Genomic DNA, 14954 nt, shown 5'->3' on the forward strand with positions numbered 1-14954 from the left:
GTTAACGACTGTACGCAGGATTACCAGCGCTATGGGCCTAAGGTGCGGGCGTCTTCGCGAATCGCCCGTGTCGCGCCCTGCGGGGAGAGTACCGGCACGAACACACGCCGCGAGGCCCGCGCCGCGACAGGCACGCCCTGGTACAGCCGCTTCTGGGCTTCAACCACGATCACGCCGGCAAAGATCGGCCATAGTCGCCGGCCGGTACGCTCCAGCAGTACGTGCAGTCGCATCATCCAGCGTCTTCGAGATGGTGGAAAATGCAGCGCGTCCGCCCATGACCCGGGCGTGAAATTGGTGTCCCGGAGGAGGTTGTTGAGCTGCGTACGGGAAAACGGCCGCCCGGTTCCGAAAGGCGTGTGCTCAAACCGCGCCCAGACGCCGCGACGATTGGGTACCACGATGACCAGCCTGCCGCCTGGCGCCAGCACGCGCCAGATTTCCATCAAGGTCTCGCGCGGGTTCTCGGCATGTTCGAGCGCGTGGACGAGCAATATGCGATCGATGGACGAATCGAACAGCGGCAGTTCCTCGTCAAAGACGAGCGCCGTAGCCGAGGGGCCGCCGGCGGGCCAGTTCACCGCCCCCTGCAGCGCAGGCATGAAGGCGAAGACTCGCTCGGCATCACCGCCGAAGCGCTCCAGCCACGGCAACGTATAGCCAAGGCCGACCAGCCGCTCGTTGGGCAGCGATGCCCAGACCGAGGACAGTGCCATCGCGATCGAGCGCTCGGCGAGGCGGCCCAGCGTCGAGGTGTAGAAGGCGCGCAGATCGATGATGTCGGACAACATGGCGCGAACCGTATCCGTGGGCCGGCGCGACTTCAAGGCAGCTCTCTCGGGCGGTGACAAGGCGCGTGCTCGGCCCTATCGTGCGGCCCAATCAAAGGAGGCACGACATGGCGGTCGAGATAGAACAATTCATGTGCCGAAGTGACAATTTCGGTGTTTTGGTGCGCGATACCACAAGTGGCGAGACGGCGCTGATCGACGCGCCGGAAGAAAGGGCGATCCTCGAGGCGATCGAGCGCACCGGCTGGACGCCGACGATGATCCTGACAACGCACCACCATCTCGACCATGTGGAAGCCAACCTTGCGCTCAAGGAGCGTTTCGGCCTGCGCATCGTCGGGCCGAAGGCCGAAGCATCGAAAATCCCGGGCATCGACGAAACGGTCGCCGAGGGCGACACGGTCCGGCTCGGCGGCGAGGAGGTGCGGGTCATCGAAACGCCGGGCCATACGGCCGGCCACGTATCCTACTACCTGCCGCGGTCCCGCGTGGCGTTCACCGCCGACACGCTGTTCGCGCTCGGCTGCGGACGGCTGTTCGAAGGCACGCCGGCGACGATGCTCGCCTCGCTGAAAAAGCTTGCCGGGCTGCCGGCCGAGACCATCGTCTATTGCGGCCACGAATATACGCTGTCCAACGCCCGCTTCGCGCTGACCGTCGATCCGACCAATCCGGTGCTGAAGCAGCGCGTGAAAGCCGTTGAGGCGTTGCGCGCCGAGGATCAGCCGACATTGCCGACGACCATCGGCGAGGAAATGGCGACCAACCCCTTCATGCGCTGGCACGACCCTGCGATCCGCCGCAATCTGGGCATGGAGAATGCCACCGACGAGGCCGTGTTCGCCGAAATCCGCAAGCGCAAGGATGTCTCCTGACATGCGGGCGGCCGACATCATTGCCACGCTCGGCATGCAGCGGCATCCGGAAGGCGGCTGGTATGTCGAGACCTTCCGCGACGATGCCGGCGGCGAGCGCGGTCATTCGACCGCGATCTATTTCCTGCTGGAAGAAGGTGACCGCTCGCATTGGCACCGCGTGAAGGATGCCGCCGAGATCTGGCATTTTCATGCCGGCGCGCCGCTGGAACTGACGATCTGGTGCGAGGGCGACGTCGCGGTCGAGCGGTTGCGGCTCAGTGCCGACCTTGCGGCAGGGGAGCGCCCACAGGGCATCGTGCCGGCCGGTTGCTGGCAGGCGGCGCGTTCGACTGGTGCCTGGACGCTGGTCGGCTGCACGGTCGCGCCCGGCTTCCTGTTTTCCGCTTTCGAACTTGCCCCGCCGGGCTGGGAGCCGCCCGTCAGAGGATGAAGGCGAGGGTGATCGCGACCTGCGCCAGATAATACAGCATCCACACCGAGGGCGCCGCCCAGGCATGGTGGCGCGATGCCGGCGCGAAGAGGAACTTCGCCGTGGCCAGTATCGCGTCGGAAACAACGAACATCGCTGCGCCAACCATCACCAGCGGAGCTGCAACCGTCGCCGAACTCCACATCATGGCAAGGATGGCGGCCGCATAGGCTGCCACGGCAAGACGCATATCCGGTCCCGCCGCGGGCAGCAGCCGGCGCAGCAGCGGCAGAGCTGCCAATGTGACCGCCACCGGCAATGCCAGCCGCCATGGCTGCACGGCGAGGATTTCGGTCCCCGCGCCGGTAGCTACAAACAACGCGACATAGGCAAGATGGGCGACGAGAAAGCTCGCAAGCCCGCCGAGGAAGGCCTTTTCGCCGTCCTGTGCCAGAAACGCGTCGCCGATCGCGCTCAGCGCCAGGGCGGCGACCAGCAGAAGCGGCCCACCCTCGACCTGCGCCAACACCGCCAGCAGGGCAACCGAACCCGTCTTGACGACCGTTCTCCGCCAGGATGGCGGCCGATGCAGCATCAACAGGTAGAGAAAGGCGGCTACGGCGGAAAGCAGCAGCGTGCCGTTGGAAAGCGACTCCGGCCCGCCGGCAAACGGCATCATGCGCCGACCTCCCGTCTTGCCCGGGTTCTGGGCTTGAACAGCATGGACTTGGCGGCCAGGACGGCGCCGGCCGTTATCAGGATGCACGCAATGAGGATATTGAGGCTGGCGGTTGCAGCACCCGCGGCGATCAGCACCAGCGTCGAGAGCAGCGGCGCGGCATAGCTGGCCGCGCCAAGCACCTGTATGTTGCCGCGTTTTACGCCGTGATCCCATGCGTAGAAGGCCGCGCCGACGGGCATCAGGCCGAGCCCCAGCACGGCCAGCCACTGGCCCGCATCTGCCGGCCAGATGGTTTCCTCAAGCAGCAGGTGGCATACAAGCGAGAGCAGGGCCGTCGCCGCGCAGAACCAGGTGACGACGCTGGTCGGCACCGCCGGGAACCGTCGTGACAGCAGCGAATAGGACGACCATGTCAACGCGCACAGGCCGGCCATGGCGTAGCCAAACGCATATTGCGCGTCGAAGGAGAGCCCGCCACCGCGCGAGACGATCAGGAACGCGCCGGCAAGCCCCAGCACGGTACCCGCAATATGGTGCCAGCGCAGCTTCTCGCCCGGCAGCAGGGCCGAGCCGACCACGATGAGCAGAGGCCAGAGATAGGCGATCAGGCTGGCCTCGACCGCCGGCGCGTTGCGCAGCGCCGTGAAGTAGAAAAAATGGTAGCCGAACAGGCCGGCGATGCCGATCAGCCATACGACTGGCGGGATCGGGGCGCGCGTTGCGGGTGGGCTGACGGCGCGCATGGCGAGGCCGACGCAAGTGCCGATCGCGAAGGTAAGGGCGGACAACTGGAACGGCGGCACCGCGCCGGAGGCGGCGGTAAACAGCGCCAGCAGCGCCCACATCACGACCGCAGAAAATCCGATCAGGGTTGCGCGCGCCATCGATGGTGCCTCCTCGCCTCGTGCGCGCAGCGTTAGCCGGATGGCGGACTGGCGGCAAGGGCTGGAAGGTCCTTAGCGCGCTTCGATGCGCTGCGCGGTGATGCGCACGGGGCCGATCTGGGTGCCGACGGATGCGTCCACGGGCGTGAAGAAGCCGGTCTTCCCCAGCGGGGCAAATGTGATCGCGATGCGGCTTCTTGTTTGCAGGAAGTCGATCTGCTTGCGGCCCTTGCGATAGCCGGATACGGCAACGAAGCGTGCGTCGCAGGTGACGCGGCCGTTCGAATCGGCCGGGCCGCGGGCGAAAGCTGTAGATCGGCGCGCATCTCGCCGTCGAATGCCCGGATGGTGCGGTTGCATACGGCGTCAGGATCGGAAGTGCGGATCAGCGTCGACGTCAGGGGGTCGAGTGCTGCGCGCAAGTGGTCTTCGGCTACCGGTATCCAGGTGTCACCGCGCTTCGGTTCCGGTTTGTTTTCAACGCTCGAGACCGTGCCGCGCGCGAAGCGTATCGTGGTGCGGCTCTTCTTGCGGCCGGAATCGTAGTGCGAGCGGAAGGTGCGTGGAAACGCTCCATCCCTGCCGATGGAGCCTTCGACGCGCGTGGTTCCGGTCGTCTTGTCGAAGATGCGGGCGATGCCCGAACTGGTGAGCGACCCGTCGATGGTGAAGCTGTCTGCGGTGAACGTGCTGTCGAAGCGCGCCTTGGCGATCGGCAGGCCCAGCAGCGTCACCGAATAATCCGCGCTGAAGGATTGCTGTTGCGCAGCCGCAGCGGGCACGGTTGTCGCGAGGACAACAAGAACGAGACATGAAGCAAGCGAGCGGGCCATAGGCACCTTCCGTCTGGTAGGAGTGTCCCTTCCGTTACCTCCGGGTTGTCCGCTGCTTGGCGGTCAAATCCGGCGAATATAAGGATGGGCGCGGTGGTTTTGCGCGCTCACGGTGAGCTTGCGCTTGACCGGATGGCCAAATGCCACTATGGGAACGGCAACTTTTCCAAGAGGCCGCCTGATACTGCCCGCGCGCCGTTCGCTGATGGTGCGGCAGTGGGGTATGGCCCGGCAACGAAACGAAGGTACAAGACATGTCCCGCGCTTGTGAACTGACCGGCAAGGCCGTGATGACCGGCAACAATGTTAGCCACGCCAACAACAAGACCCGTCGTCGCTTCCTGCCCAACCTGTGCGACGTGACGCTGATCTCGGAAGCGCTCGGCCAGAACGTGCGCCTGCGCATCTCGGCAAACGCGCTGCGCACGGTCGAGCATCGCGGCGGCCTCGACGCTTTCCTGCTCAAGGCCAGCGTGTCCGAGCTTTCGCAGCGCGCCCGCCTGCTCAAGAAGCAGATCGCCAAGAAGGTTGCCGAGCAGGCTGCCGCCTAAGCGCGCGGCCGCTTCCGCGTCCTTTCGATGATGCGGCGGGCATCCGGCCCGCCCACTGGTTCCATCACCCAGGATAAAAAAATGTCCAGACAGCTACAGGTCTGGCCCTTCGTGGCCTCCATGGCGGCAGTCGTCGTCGCATCCAACTTCCTCGTCCAGTTTCCATTTGCGCATTTCGGGCTTCAGGATCTCCTGACCTGGGGTGCTTTCACCTATCCGCTCGCCTTCCTCGTCAACGATCTGACGAACCGGCGCTACGGCCCCGCCGCCGCGCGCAAGGTCGTCTATGTCGGCTTCGCCATCGCGGTGGTGCTGTCGATCTGGCTGGCGACGCCACGCATCGCGATTGCTTCCGGCTCGGCCTTTCTGGTGGCGCAACTTCTCGACGTCTCCGTCTTCGACAGGCTCAGGGAACGTGCCTGGTGGCAGGCGCCGCTGATTTCCTCGGTGATCGGCGCCATCGTCGACACGGTGCTGTTCTTCTCGCTGGCCTTTGCAGACCGCTTCGCCCTCCTCGACACCGCGCTCGGCCGCGAGGACAGCTCGCTCGGCTTTGCCGTGCCGTTCCTGCTGGGCGGCGAGGTGCCGTTGTGGGTGTCGCTCGCACTCGGCGACTTTGGCGTGAAGATGCTGATTTCCATCATCATGCTGGCGCCTTACGGCGCGCTGCTGAGCGTGCTCAAGCCGGCCAGGGCGTGATTCTTTCGCTCACGGGCCGTACGCTCGCTTTACTCGCTGGCCCTGCCCCTTTGACAAGCTCAGAGGCGCGCCGGACGACCGGCGGCCCGTCAACTCGCGGCCGTTTTCGCCTACACGCGGCATTGCTCTCGTCGGTTCGGCGATCTTGCTGCCGGACAGCGTCTCCCTCTCCACCGTCATCCCGGCCGACCGAGCGCAGCGAGGGAAGAGCCGGGATCCATTGGCTAGAAAATCGTGTGGCACGGCCCGGCTCAATGTGTAGCACCCGTCACCGCGAGAACCCGCAACCCGGCCGCGCTGCTCAATGGGTCCCGGCTCAGCGGTCGCTGACGCTCCCTTGGCCGGGATGACGCCGGAGAGTACTCAGCGCATCTCCAGTAGGCGCTCGAGGTAGTTGCGTTCCAGTTCGGGGCTGAGCGCGTTGCCGAGCCTGCGGCGGATTTCCTCCAGGATGCGGCGCGCGCGCTGCACGTCGACCTCGTCGGGCACCTGCACGGAATCGCCGAAATCCGGCCCGGTGGTGGCGCGCGGCCGGCCGAGCGGGTCGCGATCGGAACTCTGCTGGCGGCCGCCTTCCTCGCTACCGCCCTGTTCGCCCTGCATGGCCTGCATCATCTGCTGCATCATGTCCTGCGCGCCACGGCGCAGCGCCTCCAACGCCTGCCCCTGCTCGCCGACGGCGCGGTCGCCCTGCTGGTCGCCAAGGGCGCCCTCGGCGCGGCCCATGGCCTCGCCGGCCTCGCCGAAACCTTCGCCAGGCTCCATGCCCATGCCCTCAAGAGACCGGGTCAGTGCATCCAGATCGCGTTGAAGCTGCCCCTGGCCTTCCTGAAGCTGGCGCATCGCCTCGGCAAACTCCTCAGGCGTCATCGGCTGTTGGCCGCCCTGTTGGCCCTGTCCCTGCTGCCCCTGCTCGCCCTCCTGGCCGGGCTGCATCTGGTCGAGACGGAAGGTCTCGTTCATCGTCTCCTGTTGACGGCGCATCAGTTCGCCCAGCTCGTCCATCTGCCGGCGCATCTCACTCTGCTCGCCTTCGCCGGGGTTCATCTGCTGCTGGTTGCCGGCCTGCAGATTGTTCATCATCTCCTGGAGCTGCTGCAGCATTTCCATGGCCTGGTCGCGTGCCCCCGAGCGGGCGAGGTTCTCGAGCTGGTCCATCATGCGTTCGAGATCGCTCTGGCTCAGCTCCTGCCCCTCCATCGGCATCTGCATGGCCATGTCGGGATTGCGCTGCGCGCGCTCGGCGAATTCGCGCAGGAATTCGCGCATCGCCTCGCGAAGCTCGGCCATGAGCTCTTCGATCTCCTCGTCGCTCGCGCCGTTCTCGAGGGCCTGCTTGAGAGCCTCCTGCGCCTGACGCAGCCGCCGCTCGGCGGCAGAAAGGGCGCCGTCCTCGATCGTCAGCGCGATTTCCCACAAATAGTCGGCAACGTTGCGAAGCGCTTCGTCGGAGTCGGCCATGACAAGGCGCGTGCGCGCCGCCATGATACCCAGATAATGCGATAGGTTGTCGAACGTATCATCCGGCCGCAGCGTGATCGCGTCGATGAGGTCGAGCACGCGCCCCTTGCGGTTGGCATCGAGCGCGAGGATTCGCCGCTGCTCGACGATCGCCCTGGCCAGCGGGTTGGCGAAGGGACGCTCCGGCAGCACGATCTCTTTCGTCTCGCTACGAGCCCGTTGCTCGGCGCCGTCGAGCGCTTCAAGGGTCAGGTTGACGCGCGTTCCGGCCCACGGGTGTTCGGTAAGGTCCAGGGACGTGCGGGCGGCAATGTCGCGGCCGTTGCGGCGGGGCAGCACCAGCGGCATCTCGGGCGCCTCATAGAGCGGCCGCGCGCCGGTTGCCTGCGGTTCAGCCTGCTCAAACACGGCTTCGGCACTGGCCGCGCCATAATCGTCCTCGACCTCATAGGCGAGTTCCAGCGCGCCGTTGATCGCGCGCTTCGGCTCGTCGGCAAAGCGGATCGCGGGTGGATCGTCGGGAATGACGTTGAAAGCCCAGCGCTGCAGCTCGCTGCTGCCGGACTGCAGCGTCAGCATGCCGTCGGAGTCGAGCGTGCCGGCAAACTGGCGCGCGGTCGTCGATGCGGCGGTATTTGTGTCGGACGAGGCGGCTGCGGGCTCAATTGCCAGCGCCTCGCCGGTATGGGCGTCGAGATAGGAAAGCGTCTCGTCGCCAGCGCCGCCGGTCACGCGCACTGCTATGGCGCTGCCTTCCGGCACCTCGAATACCGGCGCTTCCTCTTCGCCCATACGTGCACTCAGGAAGAGCGGCGCGCGACCGGTATAGGCAGGCGGTGTCACCCAGGCGTCGATGCGCGCCGGCACCACGTCGGCGCTGGCATGGCTGCGGAAGGCGTCACGCGGAGAACCGCCCAGCGGACCGAAGGAGAAGGCAAAGGCGACGACCAGCAGGAGCGCCGCGATCGCGCGAAGCCCCCACGGATCGCGCTCGGGCACGCGTGCGCGAGGCATGTCGCCGGAAAGCCGGTTGAGTCGTGCCGCCATACGTTTCTGGTGTTCGCGCCACAGCGCCTGCGCAAAGGGGCCCTGCGCGGCCTGCGAAAGCTGGTCCGTCTGTGTCAGCACCGGCGCGTGCTCGAGGCGGTTGGCATGTTCGATGCGCCGGTCGATCTCGGTGGACTTCGGTGAACGGTAGAAGCGCAACGGGTAGAGCGCCGCCATGCCAGCCAGCGCCAGGACGCCGAGCAGCAGCATACGGGGCCAGTCCGGTATCATCCGGAAGATGCCCAGCCATGACAGGCTGAGGAACAGGCTGGCAACGATCAGGAACGGGAGGACAAGCGGCCAGAGGCGCTCGATGACGATCGCCCCGCGCACCACCGCGCGCGTACGCCCGAGTCGGGCGAGCAATCCGCGCTCGACAGCCGGGTGCGTCCTTCTCTCGCCGCTTTCCGCCATCCGGTCCTTTCGGGAGCCATCATCTCTGCGGTGCCGGAATCGCACCGCTCTACGAAAGGATAGCAGCAAACGCGGCGAAGGCGAGGCGGCGCGCGAAATCGTGATTGACGCCTGACTTTTGGCGCTACAGCCAGCCCGGGATCGAATCCATCCCTATCACATCGTCGTAAGTGGGGCGGGGGCGGACGACGTGGAAACGGTCGCCGTTGACCAGCACTTCCGGCACCAGAAGACGGGTGTTGTAGGTCGAGGCCTGCACTGCGCCGTAGGCGCCGGCGGTGGCGACGTAGACGAGATCGCCGGATGCCAGCCTCGGTAGGTCCCGATCGTGGCCGAGATAGTCACCTGTCTCGCAAACCGGGCCAACCACATCGGTCATCAGTCGCGGTGCGTCGGCCGGCTGCTCGATCACGGGCCGGATGTCGTGAAAAGCGTCGTAGAGCGTCGGACGGATCAGGTCGTTCATCGCCGCATCCACGATCAGGAAATTCCTGGCGTCGCCTTCCTTCAGATAAATGACCTTGCTGACGAGAATACCGGAATTGCCGGCAATCAGCCGGCCGGGCTCGAAGATCACCTGCAGGCCGAGCGGCTTCATGTGGCGATTCACCACCGCCGCATAGGCATCGGGCAGTGGCGGCGGTTCGTTGTCGTTGCGGTAGGGGATGCCGAGCCCGCCGCCTACATCGACATGAGTGATCGCGTGACCTTCGGCGCGCAGCGTCTTGGTCAACTCGACCAGAAGCGCGATCGCGTCATCGAAGGGCTGCAGCTCGGTGATCTGGCTGCCGATGTGCATGTCGATGCCGCAAACCTTCAGTCCCGGCAGCGCGGCGGCGCGGGCATAGGCGGCACGCGCGTCCTTCCAGGCTATGCCGAACTTGTTCTCGGCCTTGCCGGTGGAAATCTTCTTGTGCGTCTTCGCGTCGACGTCCGGGTTGATGCGCAGCGAGGTCGGCGCAGTCCGGTTGGCGGCAACCGCGCGGGCTGAAAGCAGTTCCAGCTCCGGCAGAGATTCGACGTTGAAGCAGCGGATGCCGGCTGCCAGAGCGAAGTCCATCTCGTCCGCCGTCTTGCCGACACCGGAAAACAGGATCTTGTCGGCCGGTATGCCGGCTGCCAGCGCGCGGCGCAGTTCGCCTTCCGAGACGACGTCCGCACCCGCGCCCAGCTTGGCAAGCGTGCGGATGACCGCCTGGTTGGAGTTGGCCTTGGTTGCGTAGCAGACGAGCGCGTCGAGTTGATCGAACGCCTTTGCGAAAACGTTGTAGTGCCGCGTCAGCGTCGCGGTCGAATAGCAATAGAACGGCGTGCCGACGACGGAAGCGATCTCCGGCACTGAAACGTCTTCGGCGTGCAGAACGCCGTCGCGATACTCGAAATGGTTCACGGAAGCCGCTTTCTAGATCAGGCCGTCGAGGAAGAATTTGCGATCCTGAACCGGCGGCTTTGGCTCTGGCGGCAGCGGCTGATCGTTGCGCCGGGCTTCCTCGCGCGCGTCGCGGGCCGCTTCGTAAGGCGTGTCGAGCGTGCCTGGACGGCGGCCGCAGGCGGTCACGGCAACGCCGATCGCCGCCAGCAGAAGTGTCGTTCTGATAAGGGTTCCGGCGTGCATCCTGCCTGTCCGTGCAATTGAGTGTGCGGTGTTTCTAGCGGAGTTTTGCTGCCGATGCATCCCGTTTCAAGCGCTTGCGCCAGTAGCGCACCTGACGACGCACCTCCTGCGGGGCGGTGCCGCCGAAGGACGAGCGGCTCTTGACGGAGGCGGCGACGGAAAGCACGCCGAACACGTCCGCAGTGATGCGGCTGTCGATTTCCTGCAGCTCCTCCAGCGACAGCTTTTCGAGCGCAACCTTGCGGGCTTCGGCGGCGGCAACGGCCCGGCCTGTGACATGGTGCGCTTCGCGGAATGGTAGTCCGGCCTCGCGTACCAGCCAGTCGGCGAGATCGGTCGCGGTCGAATAGCCGGAGCCGGCGGCCCGCTTCATCGAGGCTGCGTTGATCTCCATGTCGCCTACCATGCCGGTCATTGCCGCCAGCATCAGGTCGAGCGTCTCGGCGGCGTCGAAGACGGCTTCCTTGTCTTCCTGCATGTCCTTGGAATAGGCGAGCGGCAGGCCCTTCATGACCGTGAGCAGCGCGATGAGGTGGCCGTTGACGCGGCCGGTCTTGGCGCGCACCAGCTCGGCGGCGTCGGGGTTCTTCTTCTGCGGCATGATCGAGGAGCCGGTCGAGAACTGGTCGGACAGTCGCACGAAGCCGAACTGCGGCGTCGACCAGATGACGATCTCTTCCGCCAGCCGCGACAAATGGGTGGCGCAGATGGCTGCCAGCGACAGGTATTCCAGCGCGAAATCGCGGTCGGACACGCTGTCTATGGAATTGCGGGTGGGCTCGCGGAAGCCGAGCGCCCTGGCCGTACGGTGGCGGTCGATGGCAAAGCCGGTGCCGGCAAGCGCTGCCGCACCCAGCGGCGACTCGTCCATGCGCTCGATGGCGTCGCGCACGCGCGAAAGGTCGCGCGCGAACATTTCCACATAGGCCATGCAATGGTGCCCGAAGGTGACCGGCTGAGCTGTCTGGAGATGGGTGAAGCCGGGCATGACGGTGGCAGCATGATCCTGCGCGCGGTCGAGGAACGCCTCTATCAGGCCAACCAGCGCCACGTCGGTGCGCTGAAGCTCCTCCTTGACCCATAGCCGGAAATCGAGCGCCACCTGGTCGTTGCGCGAGCGTGCCGTATGCAGGCGGCCTGCCGAAGGGCCGATCAGGTCGGCCAGCCGCGCCTCGACATTCATGTGAATATCCTCAAGCCTGGCCGAGAACTTGAAAGTGCCCGCCTCGATCTCTGACAGGATCGTGTTCAGCCCGTGAGCGATCTTCTTTTGATCGTCGGCAGATATTATGCCTGTTTCCGCCAACATCTCGGAGTGAGCGATCGAGCCGCGGATGTCCTGTGCGTAGAGCTTCCTGTCGAAGCCGATCGAGGCGTTGATCGCTTCCATCACCGCTGCGGGACCCGAGGCAAATCGTCCGCCCCACATCTGATTGCTGGCCTTTTTCTCGCTCATGGTGATAACGGGGCTCCCGAAGGACTGAGTGGACTGACTGATGGCAAACGGCAAATTCCATCTACCGACCGGACGGCTGATCACGCTTGCAATCGTGGCTGGCGTCACTGTCGGTGCGATCGGCGTATACGTGATGGGCGCACCTTCTGGCAACAATCCGCAGCAGGTTGCCGCGCTCGATGCGGACACTGCGGCCTGTCAGGCTAAGGCCGAAACGCTCGAGGCCGTGGATGCAGCAGCCCGCGGCGAGGTCGCGGCGATACTGGCCGCCAACCCGCCGCAGTCGGTCAAGGATCTCGCCTTCAATGCCCCGGACGGAAGCCCGATGACGCTTGCCGACCTGTCCGGCAAGACGCTGCTGGTCAATCTCTGGGCGACTTGGTGCGCGCCATGCCGCGAGGAGATGCCCGCGCTGAACCAGCTCCAGAAGGATATGGGAAGCGATGCCTTCGAGGTGGTGGCTGTCAACGTCGACACGGGCAGCGACGAGAAGCCCAAGCGGTTCCTAGAGGAAACGAAGGTGGACGCGCTTGGCTACTATCGGGATTCGACGCTCGGCCTGTTCAACGAACTCAAGCGGCGCGGGCTGGCGCTTGGCCTGCCGGTGACGCTGCTGGTCGACGACGAAGGCTGCATGATCGGCCACATGAACGGACCTGCCGAATGGGCCAGCGACGACGCCAAGCGCCTCATCGAAGCGGCGATGTAAAGAACGTAGCCGTCATCCCGGCCAACCGAGCGTAGCGAGGGAGAGCCGGGACCCCATTGGTCCAGAAATCGTGGAGCATGGCCCGGTTCAGGATGTGCCGCATGTCATCGCCGTCGCGAGAACCCGCAACCCGGCCGCGCTGCTCAATGGGTCCCGGATAGCCTTCGCTACGCTCCGGCTTCCGGGAAGACGGGTTTCACGTCACTTTCGCGCCGCCATCGCGGAACGTTCCGGTATCAGGCCGCGCGGGGCGAAGCGCAGCACCACAAGCAGGATCACGCCCATCAGAAGCGGCCGCATGTATGGCGCGGCATCGGCGAGGTGCAGCCGGACCGGGTTGGTCGTCGCCATGCCGGCCGTGATGACAGACATCAGCCAGCCGCCCACGGGTTCCGCCTCGACCCAGATGAACCAGATCAGGAAGCCGCCCAGCACCGCGCCCCAGTTGTTGCCGGAGCCGCCGACGATCACCATCACCCAGATCAGGAAGGTGAAGCGCAACGGGTTGTACTGACCCGGCGTGAACTGACCGTCGAGCGTGGTGAGCATCGCGCCCGCAATGCCGACGACGGCAGAGCCGAGCACGAATATCTGGAGGTGACGGCCGGTCACGTCCTTGCCCATCGCTTCTGCTGCGTCGCGGTTGTCGCGAATGGCGCGCATCATGCGGCCCCAGGGCGAGTTGAGTGCCTTCTCCGCCAGCCACATCAGGACAATGAGCACGACGGCGAAGAGCAATGCGTAGGAGAGCCGAACGTAGATCGACGAGAACGAGATCGGATCGATTCCCAGTCGCGTGGACAGGTCGACGAACCATTGCGCCTGTTGAAGCTGCACCTCGTAGGCAACGGGGCGCGGCAGGCCCGACACGTTCTTGACGCCGCGCGTCAGCCACTCCTCGTTGCGCATGAAGGCGATGATGATCTCGGAAATGCCCAGCGTGGCGATGGCGAGGTAATCTGCCCGCAGGCCGAGCGCGATCTTGCCGACCAGCCATGCCGCACCCGCCGCGAAGACGCCGCCTACCAGCCACGAGAAGATGATGGGCATGCCGAGACCGCCGAGATAACCGGTGCGCGCGGCATCGAAGCTCTCGATGGCCGAGACAGCGGGATCGAAGAAGCGGCGAATGACGAAATAGCCGATCACCGCGATGGCGAGGGTCGCCAGTGTGCGCACGCTGCCGGAGGTGCGCCCGCGCACGAAGACGGCGATGCCCACCGTGCCCACCAACGCCAGAAGCGACAGGCCGATGCCGACGCCGCCGGCCGACCAGGCGCCCGGTATCGGCGGCATGGAGACGATCACGCCGGCGAGCCCGCCGAGTGCTGCAAACCCCATGATGCCGACATTGAACAGGCCGGCATAGCCCCACTGCATGTTCACGCCCAGCGACATGATCGCAGAGATCAGGCATAGGTTCAGGATCGTGAGGCTCAGGGTCCAGCTCTGGAAAACGCCTACCGTGACGAGCAGGATCGCCATCGCGCCGTAGAGATAGATGATGCGCTCGCGGTTGCTCATAGCACGCGCCCCTTGAAGATGCCGGTCGGCCTTATCAGAAGCACGAGGACGAGGATGACGAAGGAGATGGCGAACTTGTATTCGGTCGACAGGAGCTGGACGAGCCCTTCCGGCTGGAACCCGAGATACTCCAGCACCCGCTTGTAGGCATAGGTCAGCGTCACTTCGGAGAAGGCGACCACGAAGCCGCCGGCGATCGCGCCTAGCGGCTGGCCGATGCCGCCGACGATGGCCGCGGCGAAGATCGGCAGAAGGAGCTGGAAGTAAGTGAAGGGCCGGAAGCTCTTGTCGAGGCCGTAAAGCACGCCTGCGATCGTCGCGAGCGCTGCCGCGATTATCCAGGTCACCATGACGACCTTGTCGGGATTGATGCCCGACAGCAGCGCCAGGTCCTCATTGTCCGAATAGGCGCGCATTGCCTTGCCCGTGCGCGAATATTGCAGGAACCAGAACAGCGCGGCGACGACGATGACGGCGACGATCACGGTGATCGCCACCGGCAGGCGGATCGCCAGCCCCTCGGCGAGCCCCGTATATTCGCGGAAGCCGCGCACGGTGACGAGGAAGCGTTCGCCGTCGGCAAACCGCTGGTCGTTGGGGCCGATGATCAGGCGAACGATGCCGTTGAGCACGAACATGACGCCGACCGAGGCCATGACGAAGACGATGCCTGCCGATTTCTGCTTGCGGTAGAAGCGAAAGACGAGGCGGTCGATCAGCAGCGCCATGGCGACGGCGCCGATGATGCCCACCGGCAGCGCCAGGAGAGCAGTAGGCAGCGGGCCGAGGGTGACGCCCATGCCGATCAGCCACCACGTCACCAGAATCGTAATCATGGTGCCGAATGCCATCAGGTCGCCGTGGGCGAAGTTGGAGAAGCGCAGGATACCGAACACGAGCGTGACGCCCAGCGCGCCGAGCGCGAGCTGCGCGCCATAGGCGAGGCCCGGAATGAAGACGAAGTTTGCGAACACCACCAGGGCGTTGAGGAAACCTTCCAT

General features: G+C 65.3%; 15 protein-coding genes and 1 pseudogene. 5 read left to right on the forward strand and 11 right to left on the reverse strand.

The window, feature by feature from the left end; all coding sequences use genetic code 11:
- Nucleotides 1-29 precede the first annotated feature (29 nt).
- The gene (locus HK436_RS10330) at nucleotides 30-791 is read right to left on the reverse strand and encodes a class I SAM-dependent methyltransferase (RefSeq protein ID WP_173190100.1); all 762 of its coding nucleotides are present in this window, start codon (nucleotides 789-791) and stop codon (nucleotides 30-32) included.
- A gap of 107 nt (nucleotides 792-898) precedes the next feature.
- On the opposite strand from HK436_RS10330, the gene gloB reads away from it, so the two are divergent.
- Together gloB and HK436_RS10340 are read left to right on the forward strand one after the other, a co-directional pair.
- Nucleotides 899-1666, forward strand: a complete 768-nt coding sequence (gene gloB, locus HK436_RS10335) for a hydroxyacylglutathione hydrolase (RefSeq protein WP_173189375.1) — start codon at nucleotides 899-901, stop codon at nucleotides 1664-1666.
- A gap of 1 nt (nucleotide 1667) precedes the next feature.
- Nucleotides 1668-2099: a cupin domain-containing protein gene (locus tag HK436_RS10340; RefSeq protein ID WP_173189377.1), complete on the forward strand. Its 432-nt coding sequence runs from the start codon at nucleotides 1668-1670 to the stop codon at nucleotides 2097-2099.
- On the opposite strand, the gene HK436_RS10345 is transcribed toward HK436_RS10340, so the two are convergent.
- The 4 genes and pseudogenes from HK436_RS10345 to HK436_RS33995 all read right to left on the reverse strand — a co-directional run.
- On the reverse strand, nucleotides 2089-2757 hold the full coding sequence (locus HK436_RS10345) for a lysoplasmalogenase family protein (protein WP_173189379.1): 669 nt from the start codon (nucleotides 2755-2757) through the stop codon (nucleotides 2089-2091). The genes HK436_RS10340 and HK436_RS10345 overlap by 11 nt on opposite strands.
- Nucleotides 2754-3644, reverse strand: coding sequence for an aromatic amino acid exporter YddG (gene yddG / locus HK436_RS10350; protein WP_173189381.1), 891 nt, complete (start codon nucleotides 3642-3644; stop codon nucleotides 2754-2756). Before yddG ends, HK436_RS10345 begins: the two co-directional genes overlap by 4 nt.
- 72 nt (nucleotides 3645-3716) lie before the next feature.
- A complete protein-coding gene (locus HK436_RS33990; RefSeq protein ID WP_244648651.1) occupies nucleotides 3717-4004 on the reverse strand; it encodes a hypothetical protein in 288 nt (95 codons plus the stop codon).
- Nucleotides 4005-4006: 2 nt separating this feature from the next.
- Nucleotides 4007-4477: pseudogene (locus HK436_RS33995) on the reverse strand (DUF3108 domain-containing protein); the annotation flags it as partial.
- A gap of 254 nt (nucleotides 4478-4731) precedes the next feature.
- Between HK436_RS33995 and rpmB the strand changes: the two are divergent.
- Nucleotides 4732-5028, forward strand: coding sequence for a 50S ribosomal protein L28 (gene rpmB, locus HK436_RS10360; protein ID WP_173189385.1), 297 nt, complete (start codon nucleotides 4732-4734; stop codon nucleotides 5026-5028).
- An 81-nt stretch (nucleotides 5029-5109) separates the two neighbouring features.
- Nucleotides 5110-5727, forward strand: a complete 618-nt coding sequence (locus tag HK436_RS10365; protein ID WP_194248460.1) for a queuosine precursor transporter — start codon at nucleotides 5110-5112, stop codon at nucleotides 5725-5727.
- A gap of 363 nt (nucleotides 5728-6090) precedes the next feature.
- Here HK436_RS10365 and HK436_RS10370 read toward each other — a convergent pair whose 3' ends face one another.
- The 4 genes from HK436_RS10370 to argH all read right to left on the reverse strand — a co-directional run bounded on the left by HK436_RS10370 (nucleotide 6091) and on the right by argH (nucleotide 11720).
- Nucleotides 6091-8649 carry a TIGR02302 family protein gene (locus tag HK436_RS10370; RefSeq protein ID WP_173189387.1) on the reverse strand — a complete coding sequence of 853 codons (2559 nt, stop codon included), beginning with the start codon at nucleotides 8647-8649 and terminating at the stop codon, nucleotides 6091-6093.
- A gap of 124 nt (nucleotides 8650-8773) precedes the next feature.
- Nucleotides 8774-10039 carry a diaminopimelate decarboxylase gene (gene lysA, locus HK436_RS10375; protein ID WP_173189389.1) on the reverse strand — a complete coding sequence of 422 codons (1266 nt, stop codon included), beginning with the start codon at nucleotides 10037-10039 and terminating at the stop codon, nucleotides 8774-8776.
- A 12-nt stretch (nucleotides 10040-10051) separates the two neighbouring features.
- Nucleotides 10052-10264, reverse strand: coding sequence for a hypothetical protein (locus HK436_RS10380; protein ID WP_173189391.1), 213 nt, complete (start codon nucleotides 10262-10264; stop codon nucleotides 10052-10054).
- A 34-nt stretch (nucleotides 10265-10298) separates the two neighbouring features.
- A complete protein-coding gene (gene argH / locus HK436_RS10385; RefSeq protein WP_173189393.1) occupies nucleotides 10299-11720 on the reverse strand; it encodes an argininosuccinate lyase in 1422 nt (473 codons plus the stop codon).
- Between the two features lie 40 nt (nucleotides 11721-11760).
- On the opposite strand from argH, the gene tlpA reads away from it, so the two are divergent.
- The gene (gene tlpA / locus HK436_RS10390) at nucleotides 11761-12429 is read left to right on the forward strand and encodes a thiol:disulfide interchange protein TlpA (RefSeq protein WP_173189395.1); all 669 of its coding nucleotides are present in this window, start codon (nucleotides 11761-11763) and stop codon (nucleotides 12427-12429) included.
- A gap of 201 nt (nucleotides 12430-12630) precedes the next feature.
- Here tlpA and HK436_RS10395 read toward each other — a convergent pair whose 3' ends face one another.
- Nucleotides 12631-13953: a branched-chain amino acid ABC transporter permease gene (locus HK436_RS10395; RefSeq protein WP_173189397.1), complete on the reverse strand. Its 1323-nt coding sequence runs from the start codon at nucleotides 13951-13953 to the stop codon at nucleotides 12631-12633.
- Nucleotides 13950-14954: a branched-chain amino acid ABC transporter permease gene (locus HK436_RS10400; RefSeq protein WP_173189399.1), complete on the reverse strand. Its 1005-nt coding sequence runs from the start codon at nucleotides 14952-14954 to the stop codon at nucleotides 13950-13952. The genes HK436_RS10395 and HK436_RS10400 overlap by 4 nt, the downstream gene beginning before the upstream one ends.

It is taken from the genome of Neoaquamicrobium sediminum (genome assembly GCF_013240295.1).
GTDB classification, from domain to species: Bacteria; Pseudomonadota; Alphaproteobacteria; order Rhizobiales; family Rhizobiaceae; genus Aerobium; species Aerobium sediminum.

Bases quoted from the DNA above. Each gene is read 5' to 3' on its own strand.
- HK436_RS10330 (WP_173190100.1), bottom strand. From the start codon at position 791: ATGTTGTCCGACATCATCGATCTGCGCGCCTTCTACACCTCGACGCTG.
- HK436_RS10365 (WP_194248460.1), top strand. From the start codon at position 5,110: ATGTCCAGACAGCTACAGGTCTGGCCCTTCGTGGCCTCCATGGCGGCA.
- tlpA (WP_173189395.1), top strand. From the start codon at position 11,761: ATGGCAAACGGCAAATTCCATCTACCGACCGGACGGCTGATCACGCTT.
- yddG (WP_173189381.1), bottom strand. From the start codon at position 3,644: ATGGCGCGCGCAACCCTGATCGGATTTTCTGCGGTCGTGATGTGGGCG.
- HK436_RS10340 (WP_173189377.1), top strand. From the start codon at position 1,668: ATGCGGGCGGCCGACATCATTGCCACGCTCGGCATGCAGCGGCATCCG.
- HK436_RS33990 (WP_244648651.1), bottom strand. From the start codon at position 4,004: ATGCAACCGCACCATCCGGGCATTCGACGGCGAGATGCGCGCCGATCT.
- HK436_RS10400 (WP_173189399.1), bottom strand. From the start codon at position 14,954: ATGGAAGGTTTCCTCAACGCCCTGGTGGTGTTCGCAAACTTCGTCTTC.
- HK436_RS10345 (WP_173189379.1), bottom strand. From the start codon at position 2,757: ATGATGCCGTTTGCCGGCGGGCCGGAGTCGCTTTCCAACGGCACGCTG.
- HK436_RS10370 (WP_173189387.1), bottom strand. From the start codon at position 8,649: ATGGCGGAAAGCGGCGAGAGAAGGACGCACCCGGCTGTCGAGCGCGGA.
- gloB (WP_173189375.1), top strand. From the start codon at position 899: ATGGCGGTCGAGATAGAACAATTCATGTGCCGAAGTGACAATTTCGGT.
- rpmB (WP_173189385.1), top strand. From the start codon at position 4,732: ATGTCCCGCGCTTGTGAACTGACCGGCAAGGCCGTGATGACCGGCAAC.
- argH (WP_173189393.1), bottom strand. From the start codon at position 11,720: ATGAGCGAGAAAAAGGCCAGCAATCAGATGTGGGGCGGACGATTTGCC.
- HK436_RS10380 (WP_173189391.1), bottom strand. From the start codon at position 10,264: ATGCACGCCGGAACCCTTATCAGAACGACACTTCTGCTGGCGGCGATC.
- HK436_RS10395 (WP_173189397.1), bottom strand. From the start codon at position 13,953: ATGAGCAACCGCGAGCGCATCATCTATCTCTACGGCGCGATGGCGATC.